Genomic DNA, 12,056 nt, shown 5'->3' with positions numbered 1-12,056 from the left:
GATAATTCACCAAGTGAATTTTTAACCTTTATATTCTCACAAAATTATCAGGATTATCTTTTTACTTAAACTGTGATCTATACGTAAATCTACCTCATAAATAAAAATCGATACATTTCCACTCTTACTATCCTTTATTCTAGGGGAATTTTATAAATTGTCAATATATTACTTGGATTTTAATACCATAATTCGTTTTTTATTTCATAAAACAATAGAAATTTTATAAAATTATGACCGATAATTCACCCCCCACCAAATGAGATATTAATTAAATATAAATATCTCTATGACACAAATAGACTCCTTATGTTTGTTTTTCGTTCACCCCATACTACATAATTAATTCAACAAATAGATAATTTTATCCTTACACAAAATAATAAATAGCCTGCATTGGTTCGCTATTTACTATTTTGTGTATTTCTGTAATTTACGATTCCCTTTGCCTGACTCTCTATCCTATAAAGAATAGAGAGCGAAATTAGAATACATAAGTATTTTGATATAAAATTTGATTTTGCCCTTTAATTTTTATTAAGATAAGAGTACTTCAATTCCGATAATCTGGCCACATTCTACTAATCGTTTTGTAACTTCAATATCTTCACGGCTCGGCGCCGGATCTCCTGAGGGATGGTTATGAAGACATATAATAGAGGCTGCTGCCCGACGGAACGCTTCTTTAAAAACTTCCCTTGGGTGCACAATCGACGTATTTAAACTTCCAATAAAAATAGTTTGCCTATGTATAACTTGATTTTTCGTATTCAAATATAAACAAACAAAATGCTCCTGTTGCAAAAAACGCATCTCTTCCATCATATAACTCGCACAATCTTCTGGACTTCGAATACTATATCTATTTTGATATTCTAAACGTACCATTCTTCTACCTAATTCAAAAGCAGCCATAAGCTGCGACGCCTTTGCAATCCCAACACCATGAATGCTCATCATCTCTTCTAACGTTGCATCCTTTAACATTCGTAAGCCGTCAAAATGATGTAGAATATTATCTGATAACGTTAACACCGTTTCTTCTTTAGAACCCGTTCTGAGTAAAACTGCAAGAAGTTCTCGATTCGATAAACTTCCTGCTCCTTCTAACAATAAACGCTCCCGTGGCTGTTCTTCTCTCACAACATCACGAATACCGTTCATCTCTCCACCCCTTTTTTTAAGATTTCTCCTAAAGAAAACCCCATGCAATTTTACGCATGGGTTACATCGCTATCAAACTGTTTTAATTCACGGACAACACGCGCAATTGGCAAGCCAACTACACTGTAGTAGTCCCCTTGAATATGTTGAACAAAAATAGACCCTTTACCTTGAATTCCGTAACTTCCTGCTTTATCAAGTGGTTCCTTCGATGCAACGTATACGTCTATTTCCTCTTCTGTCAATTCCCAAAATGTTACTTCTGTACGTTCATAAAAAGTTACCGTTTTTTCTTTCGATATAATTGCAACACCTGTGTATACTTCGTGTGTTTTCCCTGATAATAATTGTAGCATTTCTTTCGCCTCAGCCCCATTAGACGGCTTTCCAAGAATACGCGAATCATATGTAACAATTGTATCTGCACCTAGTACAACTTGATTACTATGGTTTTCTGCCACAGCAGATGCTTTTTGCAAAGCAAGCGACATAACAATATCAGAAGGCGATGAATATGCACCAATCGTCTCTTCTACTTCACTAACAACGATTTCAAATGGCACATCAGCTAATTCAAGCAGTTCCTTCCTCCTAGGTGATCCTGAAGCTAAAATAATTTTCCTCATATTTTCTCCTTCCCTTCTCGCATGAAGCAGAATAATTCAAATCAATCGTATCAAAGGAATAGTTTCCCCACAAATTCTAGAAATATCATTTTCTCTAAACAAAATAATAGTTCTTTTTAAATACGATTATATTCTGCCCATACAGAAAGCACTTTGCTCTAAATTCAAAAGAAAAGAAAGAAGTATATGTACTTCTTTCCCCTTCATCATTATCTTATTATTTTACTTTTTGTGAAACCATTTTTTCGTACGAAAGTAATCCATCAATAATAACTTGATTTAATTTAGCTACAGATTCCTTATCGCTCTTCCCTTCCTTAATCGTTTGCACCGCTATTGACGTATACGTATAAAGCTTCTTTGCATCTTCACGCTTCATACTCTTCCCTTCCTTTTCAATAGCTTTCCACTCTTTTTGAATCGCTTCTATATCTTTTGGATTACTTTTTCCACTAGTTTGTACGCTGGACACATATTTTGCTAAATGAGTATATAATGGCTGCACTTTCGCTAAAAACATTCCTACTTCTTTATCATTTTTGAGCAATGCTTTATCTGTAATATCCCAATTTTTTTTCAAAACTGAAACACCATCTTGCTTATACTGATCTATTAATTGATTAACAGCCTGTTCATCGCTCGTAATAGCAACAACTAACGCATACTTATCACCACTCGGTTTCAAAGTAGCCACGCCCCCATTACTTTTCCACTCTTCAATAGCAGCCTGTCCTTTTTCTTCAGAGGAATAAAGCCCTCCTTGAACAAAAAATAGTTTCATTGCTTCTAATGCAGCTCCTACTTGCGCTTTTTGTTTTTCCTCCTTTGGTGTTGGTGTTTGTTCTGCCGTTCCACCCACCTTTTGTTCCTCATTACCTGCCTGCTTCGAAGCCGTTACCTTACCTTCTCCTGTCGTCCCTTGTCCAGTTAATAAATAAATCATACCCATCCCAAATGCAGTACCAATAATTATTGCAGTTGCAACGATTGCGATTATTGTATTGCTCCACTTCTTTCTATATTTTTCCATAGATACTGATTTCGCTTTTTGAAACGGAACGACATTTTTCGGTCTCTCACTTTCTGCTACCATCCAGTCAAACTCATCCTTCTTTTTTTCCTCATACTTCGCTTCTGTTCCATTTACTTTCACCGAGATCGTTCGTGATTGCTTGTCCATACACTCACACCTCACCTCTTGTCATTGTCCGCATCATATCATATTCATTCCACAAAAAAACGAGATATTTGTCAGAGGAATTCGTCAAATAACCCTATATTATTATCTTATATGTATGCATTTGACTTCATTTGTAGAACAAAAAACTAGATAGCAAAGACTATCTAGTTTTTCTCGCGAATATATTTTCTAACTTCGGAAATGAAATACAAAGAACCTGTTATGATAAAAACATCATGTTCTCCTATCATGTCAACCTTTGTATCAATTGCCTCTTTCCAATCTTCAAAAACTAATTTTGACTCTTGTTGTGAATACGATGCAAGCTTGTCAGCAGAAATGGCACGATCAAAGGCAAACGTCGTAAATATTATTTCATCAGCAACTTTTTCTAATTGCCCTACCATGTTATGTAACTGTTTGTCACCAAGAGCAGTAAATAAAACTATTACATTCTTCTTTTTATAATGTGCCTCTACTGTTTTTACAAGACTTTCAATACCTTCTGGATTATGAGCACCATCTATTATAATATCTGGATTACTTTGTAACTTTTCAAATCGACCAATCCAGTATGCTTCTTGTAAGCCAACTTTTATTTCCTCTTCATCAATTAAAAATGATAAATATGTTTTTAAATACATTACTGCCATAAGCGCTAGTGCTGCATTGCCTACTTGGTGAATACCTTTCATTGAAATCCGAACATTTTCAAACGAGGCAAATGGACAAGCAAAATCAAAGTGTTCCCCATCTTTATTAGAATGTTTATGTAGTGTTGTAAACTGTTTTCCAAGTTCATATAAGCTTGCATGATTTTCCTTAGCAACCTTTTGAATTACTTGCAATGCTTCTTCATTTTTCACACCAGTAATAACTGGAACACCAGACTTAATAATCCCTGCCTTTTCATATGCAATTTCTCCTAGTGTATTGCCTAAAATATGCATATGATCGTGACCGATATTCGTAATAATCGTGAGAACCGGATGAATAACATTTGTAGAATCAAATCTTCCCCCAAGCCCCGTTTCAAATAAAACGACATCACAGAAATTAACTTTACCGAAATAATAAATTGCCATTACTGTAATAATTTCAAACTCAGTCGCTTCTCCTAAATCCGTCTCATCTAATTTTTCAACGACTGGCTTTACCATATTTACAAGTTCTGCAATCTCTTCATCTGCAATCGGTATTCCGTTTACACTAATACGTTCATTGAATGTTTCTATGTAAGGCGATGTAAACGATCCTACTTTATATTTCGCACCTTCTAACATGTAGCGCATGTATGTTAAAGTTGAACCTTTTCCATTTGTGCCGGCTAGATGAACACATTTTATATGACGCTCTGGATTTCCGAGTTCTTCTAACATCCATTGCATTCTTTCTAGCCCTGGTTTTATCCCAAATTTCAATCGGCTATGAATCCAGTTTATCGCTTCTTCGTATGTATGTATCACGTGTGTTATTCCCCTTTCAAAAGACAACCTTCATACTTCTATTATACGCAAAGAAAAGAGACTCACCAATATAGTGAGTCTCTGAAAAACATTTTTATTTCTCAAGATCAGCTAGACGTTGACGAACCGCTTCGCGTTTTTCTAGATAATCTTGCTCTTTCGCACGCTCTCCGTCAATAACTTCTGCAGGAGCTTTCGCTACGAATCCTTGGTTTGAAAGTTTCTTCTGTACACGTTCTACTTCTTTACCGAACTTCTCAAGTTCTTTTTCAAGACGCGCTTTCTCTTCATCAAGATTGATAAGATCAGCTAACGGTAAGAATAACTCTGCACCTGATACGATTGCAGTCATCGCTTTTTCTGGCGCTTGTAAATCAATCTTAATTGTTAGTTCACTTGGGTTACAGAAACGCTCAATGTAAGAGCTGTTTTTCGTAAGCTGGGCTAGTACTGCCTCGTCTTTTGCTTTAATTTGCATTTGAACTTTTTTGCTCATTGGCGTATTTACTTCCGCACGGATGTTACGAACAGAGCGAATGATATCAACTAGAAGGTGCATTTCTGCTGCCGCTTCTTTATCTTGTAAATCTTCGCGAACTGTTGGCCATGCTGCTACTGTAATAGACTCGCCTTCATGCGGTAAATGCTGCCAAATTTTCTCTGTTACAAATGGCATGAATGGATGTAATAGACGCATTGTTTGGTCTAATACGTAAGCTAAAATCGAACGAGTTGTTTTCTTAGCTGCTTCATCTTCACCGTATAGTGGAAGTTTCGCCATCTCAATGTACCAGTCACAGAAATCATCCCAAATGAAGTTGTATAATGAACGACCAGCTTCACCGAACTCATATTTATCCATGTTACGTGTTACACTTTCGATTGTTTCGTTTAAGCGAGTTAAAATCCACTTATCTGCAACTGATTTTTCACCAGTTAAATCGATTTCTTCATACTTCATGTCATCCATGTTCATTAATACGAAACGTGATGCGTTCCAAATTTTATTAATGAAGTTCCAAGTAGATTCTACTTTTTCCATGCTGAAACGTAAATCTTGACCTGGTGCACTTCCTGTTGATAAGAAGTAACGCATCGCATCTGCACCGTACTTCTCGATAACATCCATCGGATCAATACCGTTACCAAGAGATTTACTCATTTTACGTCCTTGCTCATCACGAACTAAACCGTGAATTAATACATCTTTAAATGGACGCTCTCCTGTAAACTCTAAACCTTGGAAAATCATACGAGATACCCAGAAGAAGATGATGTCATAACCAGTTACTAAAGCATCTGTTGAATAGAACTTTTTAAAGTCTGCTGCATCTTCATTCGGCCAGCCAAGTGTTGAGAATGGCCATAATGCTGAACTGAACCATGTATCAAGCACGTCATTATCTTGATTCCAGTTTTCAAGATCTGCTGGCGCTTCTGTACCTACGTATACTTCACCAGTTTCTTTATGATACCAAGCTGGAATGCGGTGTCCCCACCATAATTGACGAGAAATACACCAGTCATGAATGTTTTCCATCCAGCGTAAGTATGTGTTTTCAAAACGCTCTGGTACGAACGTTACTTTTTCTTCTTCTTTTTGTTGAAGTTCTACCGCTTTTTCTGCAAGTGGAGCCATTTTTACGAACCATTGTGTTGATAAATAAGGCTCAACAACTGCACCGCTACGCTCACTATGACCTACTGAGTGCATATGAGGCTCGATTTCTACTAATACGCCAGCTTCTTGTAAGTCTTTCACTAACTCTTTACGGCATTCGAAACGATCCATACCGTTATACTTACCAGCTTTTTCGTTCATCGTTCCATCTTCGTTCATTACTAAAATACGTGGTAAGTCATGACGGTTACCTACTTCAAAGTCATTCGGGTCATGAGCTGGTGTAATTTTCACAACGCCTGTTCCGAAGTCTTTTTCTACGTATTCATCAGCAATAATCGGAATCTCTCGGCCTACGATTGGAAGTGTAACTGTTTTTCCGATTAAATGTTTGTAGCGATCATCTTCTGGATGAACTGCTACCGCTGTATCACCAAGCATTGTTTCTGGACGAGTAGTTGCAAGGCGAATGTGACCAGAACCGTCTGTTAACGGATAGTTCATATGGTAGAATGCACCTTGAACTTCTTTATGAATTACTTCAATATCAGAAAGAGCTGTGCGTGTTGCTGGATCCCAGTTGATGATATACTCACCGCGGTAGATTAAGCCTTTTTCATATAATTGAACGAATACTTTATTAACAGCGTTAGATAAACCTTCGTCTAATGTGAAGCGTTCACGAGAATAGTCTAGTCCTAAACCAACTTTCCCCCATTGTTGACGAATGTGAGAAGCGTATTCTTCTTTCCATTCCCAAGCTTTTTCAAGGAATTTCTCACGACCAAGATCGTAACGTGAAATACCTTCTTCACGAAGTTTCCCTTCTACTTTCGCTTGCGTTGCGATACCAGCATGGTCCATTCCTGGAAGCCATAATACATCGTAACCTTGCATACGCTTTGTACGAGTTAAAATATCTTGAAGCGTCGTATCCCAAGCGTGACCTAAGTGTAACTTACCAGTTACGTTCGGAGGTGGAATTACAATTGTATATGGTTGTTTCTTTTCATCTCCTGTTGCTTCGAAATATTTGCCTTCAAGCCACCACTTGTAAAGGCCTTCTTCAACGGACATATGATCATATTTAGTTGGTAAATTATTTTCCGTGTTTGACATTATTTTCCCTCCTTAAAATAAAAAATGCCCCTCATCCAAAAAAGGACGAGGGACATCGCGGTACCACCTTTATTTACAAACAAATTCAGAATTTGCTTATACTCTTAATTTGATAACGGACAAATCCGTCTTTTCCTAATAAGAATCATTCCGTTCAGAAAAGATGCTCCAGGGCTACCTTCTAACATAACTATCTAGAGAACCTCCCAGCCAATGGTTCCCCTCTCTGAAGACGTTTCATGTTATACTCTTCCCCTTCAATGCATTTATGTGATTGTTAATTATTATATACAATAGTGTAAAAAACGAAACCTTATTCGTCAAGATAAATTTGAAACTACGGCTTTTATCTCTTTATGGAACTAATAAAAAAAAGATAAGCAGGGTTCTCCCTACTTATCTTCTTTATCCGTTCCCTTGCTGGGCAGCTTGTAATTGCGAAAGGAAATATTCTGTATTACTAATGAGCCAATGCGATTGCTGCAGAATTTTCACCCCGCGAAGCTCATTTTCTTCATTACGACTCTTTCTTCTTTTCGTATACGACTGAATTTGCCGAATAAAATGCGACGGGTACGTCATATACGCAAACATAAGAAGCTGCTCCTCTTTCGTAAATGGGAAATTTTTTTGATACATTTGATACCATTCAAAGCGGTCGCTCCGCGCAATTGGATATGTGTTCAAAGACCTTGAATAAAAGCCGACGATATCCTGTACCGGTGTAGCAAACTGAGACTTTTCTAAACTAATAAAATAACCGTTTCGTTCATAATCAAATAAAAAGTGATTAAGTGATACATTTCCATGAACGAAAGTAGTACGTGTTTTTTCCTTTTCTTTCATTGCATCATGCCATTCACTTAATTGTTTCGTTGCGAACTCACGTGCCCTCATAACGTGGTGATAATACGTACAATATTGTAATTCAAATGGAGACATATACCACTTCGCTTCAGATTCTATGAGAAACTCTTCTAATATCTCACCATCATTTTCCCAACGGTCGGATATATTTGTATAATGTTTTTCTAAATCTTCTTCTGTATAAGTCTCCTCTTTCACCGTTTTTTGATGCAACGTCCCGAGTGTTTGAAACATCTTATGGTATTGATCATTATCTTCGCCATTTCCTTCCGCACGTTCTAACCAAGGCATTAAATAATAGCTATACGCCCCATCACTTAAAACATAATTCCCGTCCGTCGTGTGATAGATAGGTACATAATTCGAAAAACCTTTCTCCTTCAAATATTGAATATGGTGTAAAAAATTATTCCGCTCTAATTTTCTATCTTGTATTTTCTTTAACGCATACGGACCTTGATTCGTATAAATTTTCATTACACTTCCGTGCTCTTCCATATGCTGAGTGTCCAATCTATATTGCCTCACAATGGGTTCATAGCGATTTCGTAATTCAATATCCATACGAATAACCCTTTCTTATTCAAAACATAGCTTCTAGGAAAAGAAAAGAGGTGAGTGAAAAAACTCACTCACTTATTTCACTGTTGCTTTTGAAACAGGAATATATATAATTTGCCCTGTAGTTAAATATATATCTTCTGATTGATTTACACGATATAAGCTTTGTACAGTCGTTTCATAACGTTCTGCAACCGATTCAATTGTATCTCCTTCTTGTACGAAGTACATTCTTAACTTCGTAAATTCTTCTTCTGGTTCTTTCGTAAATAATTTCGTTAAATAAAGTGCATTTTCATCTCGCTGTGAATATGCTTCTTCCTCTGGCTCTTCCTGCTTTTTCGCTTTTTCTTTCTTGAAATTTTTCCGCCCGAACAATTCAAATTGTGGCGTCTTTTCTTGCTCCTCTTCACGCTCCACAAGTTCATGTTCTTCTAATGCCTCTTCTTCTATTTCTTGCTCTTTTCTTTCCTCTAGCTGAAACGGTTCAAATGCATAATCTTCCCATCCATCTGATTCTTTATAGACTGGTACCTCTTCGTGCAGCACAGGTCTACTTTCATCCTCTTCAGCTGAATCAGTTTCCAACTCGGCATACACCGTCTCTTCCTCTTCATCCTCGGTTCTTTCCTCGTCACATAGGCCTGTAATAGATATATCCGCTAATAGTTGTAAGCAACCATTTTCCTTTAATTCATAATCAAATTCCTCGATTGATACATATAATTCTTCAATTACTTTCACTCGATTTCTTGGAATTGATATTTCGAGCGGAAAGGAATGGACAAGCTCATTAACCCCGTCTCCCCTTGTTTCTACATAATCAATTGCCTTTGCTGGTGATAGCTCTCTTAATGAATAAGCTGAATCATCTTGCCTTGCAACGTACTCTCCCGTTAAATCTAATTGCCCCCTCACGATAACTTCATGATCGAGCTCCTCTATCTCAACGTCTGGATCTAACGAAATTGACAAAAGTTCTTCGACTTCCTGTCCCTTCTGGAACCAAACAGATTCTTTTAATGAAAATCGTAATGAATGATCTGTTGCCACTTCTTTTCCCCCTCCCAAACTATATGTCATTACAGATTTATGTTCCCTAAGGCTACTTTATGAATAAAAAAAATCGCTCCCCTAATGGAAAGCGATTTTCTCTAAGAAATTATGCTTTTAATTTTGACATTGCAATTTCGGCCGCTGCAATTGTCGCCTCAATATCTGCATCACTATGTGCTGTCGATAAGAATAAACCTTCAAATTGAGAAGGTGGTAAAAATACACCTTGTTCTACCATTTCACGATAGTAAGCTGCAAAGAATTCTAAGTTTGACGATTTTGCTGCATCATAATTAATAACTTGCTCATCCGTAAAGAAAATACCAATCATAGAACCTGCACGATTAATGTGATGCGGGATATTATGCTTTTCAGCTGCCTTACGTAGTCCAGCCTCTAATATTTCTGCTTTACGCTCAAATTCCACATATGATTCTGGCGTTAACTGCACTAACGTTTCATAACCTGCTGTCATTGCAAGTGGATTACCCGATAATGTTCCAGCTTGGTAAATCGGTCCGCTTGGTGCAACTTGACGCATAATCTCTGCCTTCCCACCGTATGCTCCTACCGGCAAGCCACCACCGATTACTTTACCTAAACAAGTTAAGTCAGGAGTTACACCGTAATAACCTTGTCCACAATTATAAGCAACACGGAATCCTGTCATTACTTCATCAAAAATAAGTAGTGCACCGTTTTGCTCTGTCACTTCACGAAGTCCTTCTAAAAACCCTGGTTGCGGGGGAACAACACCCATATTCCCTGCCACTGGTTCTACAATTATACAAGCGATGTCATCACCGAATTGTTCGAAAGCATATTTTACACTTTCTAAATCGTTATACGCTACTGTAATCGTATTTTTCGCTACACCTTCTGGTACACCAGGGCTATCTGGTAAACCTAGCGTTGCTACACCCGAACCTGCTTTAATCAATAAAGAATCACCATGACCGTGATAACAACCAATGAATTTCAAAATTTTGTTACGTCCAGTGTAACCACGAGCTAAACGTAGTGCACTCATTGTCGCCTCTGTTCCAGAGTTAACCATACGCACAATCTCAATTGATGGTACACGCTCAATAACAAGCTGCGCTAATTTATTTTCAATTTCTGTTGGTGCACCAAAGCTTGTTCCTTTTTCAGCAACAGCTTTTAAAGCCTCAACAACACGATTATTCGCATGACCATGAATTAAAGGTCCCCACGATAATACGTAATCGATGTATTCATTCCCATCGATATCATATACTTTAGAGCCTTTTCCGCGCTCCATAAACAGCGGATTCATACCAACAGACTTAAAAGCACGAACAGGGCTGTTTACGCCTCCAGGCATTAAATTTTGAGCCTCTTCAAACGCCGCAATCGACTTATCAAATTTTTTCATTATTTAGCGCCTCCTTCTTGTAACCATCTTGCTGCATCTTTTGCATGATACGTAATAATCAAGTCTGCTCCTGCGCGTTTCATGCTAATTAATTTCTCAAGTACAACTTCTTTTTCATTAATCCAACCATTTTGTGCTGCTGCTTTAATCATCGAATATTCACCACTTACGTTATAAGCAACGACTGGTAAGTTAAAGTTATTTTTCACATCACGAACGATATCTAGATAAGAAAGAGCTGGCTTTACAATTAAGAAGTCGGCCCCTTCCATTACATCTGATTCTGCTTCACGGAATGCTTCCATACGGTTCGCTGGGTCCATTTGATATGTTTTACGGTCACCAAACTGCGGTGCACCATGTGCTGCATCACGGAACGGTCCGTAAAATGCTGATGAATATTTCACAGCGTACGACATAACTGGTACGTGCGCGAAACCATTTTCATCTAATGCATGGCGAATCGCCGTTACGAATCCGTCCATCATGTTAGATGGTGCAATAATGTCCGCCCCTGCTTTCGCTTGACTTACAGCTGTTTTTGCAAGAGCTGCAAGAGACTCATCATTTAAAATAACGCCATCTTCAATAACACCGCAATGACCATGGCTTGTAAATTGACATAAACATGTATCTGCAACTACCACTAGCTCTGGGAACTCATCTTTAATTTGCTTAATTGCACGCTGTACAATTCCATGCTCACAATATGCCGATGATCCAACTTCGTCCTTTTCAGCAGGTAAACCAAATACAATAACAGAACGAATACCTAAATCAACGACCTCTTGCATTTCAGCTTGCAATAAATCTAAAGACATTTGATATACGCCTGGCATAGAAGGAACTTCATTACGAATATTTTCTCCTTCTAATACAAAAATAGGGTAAATAAAATCTTCTGTATGTAAAAATGTTTCACGTACAAGCGCACGCATGCCCCCGCTTTGTCTTAAACGACGATGACGATTAAATTGTAAAGAATTCATAGATTTCTATC

At 37.6% G+C, this 12,056-nt stretch carries 9 protein-coding genes and 1 other annotated feature; all 9 genes read right to left on the bottom strand.

What is annotated here, in order from left to right; genetic code table 11:
* Window positions 1-537: 537 nt before the first annotated feature.
* The gene (gene radC, locus MR155_RS00365) at window positions 538-1,164 is read right to left on the bottom strand and encodes a DNA repair protein RadC (protein ID WP_242307512.1); all 627 of its coding nucleotides are present in this window, start codon (window positions 1,162-1,164) and stop codon (window positions 538-540) included.
* Between the two features lie 50 nt (window positions 1,165-1,214).
* Window positions 1,215-1,790 (bottom strand): Maf family protein, encoded by a 576-nt coding sequence (locus tag MR155_RS00360; protein ID WP_242307511.1) that lies wholly within the window; start codon window positions 1,788-1,790, stop codon window positions 1,215-1,217.
* A 217-nt stretch (window positions 1,791-2,007) separates the two neighbouring features.
* Window positions 2,008-2,970 (bottom strand): stage II sporulation protein B, encoded by a 963-nt coding sequence (locus MR155_RS00355; protein WP_242307509.1) that lies wholly within the window; start codon window positions 2,968-2,970, stop codon window positions 2,008-2,010.
* A 164-nt stretch (window positions 2,971-3,134) separates the two neighbouring features.
* Window positions 3,135-4,436 (bottom strand): bifunctional folylpolyglutamate synthase/dihydrofolate synthase, encoded by a 1,302-nt coding sequence (locus tag MR155_RS00350; RefSeq protein WP_219303595.1) that lies wholly within the window; start codon window positions 4,434-4,436, stop codon window positions 3,135-3,137.
* Between the two features lie 94 nt (window positions 4,437-4,530).
* Window positions 4,531-7,176, bottom strand: coding sequence for a valine--tRNA ligase (locus MR155_RS00345; protein WP_002143265.1), 2,646 nt, complete (start codon window positions 7,174-7,176; stop codon window positions 4,531-4,533).
* Window positions 7,177-7,214: 38 nt separating this feature from the next.
* Window positions 7,215-7,446 (bottom strand) — a binding site (T-box leader).
* A 135-nt stretch (window positions 7,447-7,581) separates the two neighbouring features.
* Window positions 7,582-8,607: a spore coat protein YsxE gene (gene ysxE / locus MR155_RS00340; RefSeq protein ID WP_219303597.1), complete on the bottom strand. Its 1,026-nt coding sequence runs from the start codon at window positions 8,605-8,607 to the stop codon at window positions 7,582-7,584.
* 72 nt (window positions 8,608-8,679) lie between these two features.
* The gene (gene spoVID, locus MR155_RS00335) at window positions 8,680-9,687 is read right to left on the bottom strand and encodes a stage VI sporulation protein D (protein ID WP_219303598.1); all 1,008 of its coding nucleotides are present in this window, start codon (window positions 9,685-9,687) and stop codon (window positions 8,680-8,682) included.
* A gap of 79 nt (window positions 9,688-9,766) precedes the next feature.
* Window positions 9,767-11,056 carry a glutamate-1-semialdehyde 2,1-aminomutase gene (gene hemL, locus MR155_RS00330; protein WP_242307507.1) on the bottom strand — a complete coding sequence of 430 codons (1,290 nt, stop codon included), beginning with the start codon at window positions 11,054-11,056 and terminating at the stop codon, window positions 9,767-9,769.
* On the bottom strand, window positions 11,056-12,045 hold the full coding sequence (gene hemB / locus MR155_RS00325; RefSeq protein WP_002138493.1) for a porphobilinogen synthase: 990 nt from the start codon (window positions 12,043-12,045) through the stop codon (window positions 11,056-11,058). Before hemB ends, hemL begins: the two co-directional genes overlap by 1 nt.
* Between the last annotated feature and the right edge of the window lie 11 nt (window positions 12,046-12,056).

Source organism: Bacillus cereus group sp. BfR-BA-01331 (genome assembly GCF_022663915.1).
Lineage (GTDB): Bacteria > Bacillota > Bacilli > Bacillales > Bacillaceae_G > Bacillus_A > Bacillus_A mycoides.
Note: the sequence above shows the minus strand (reverse complement) of the source record. Positions and strands in the feature narration are given on the sequence as shown.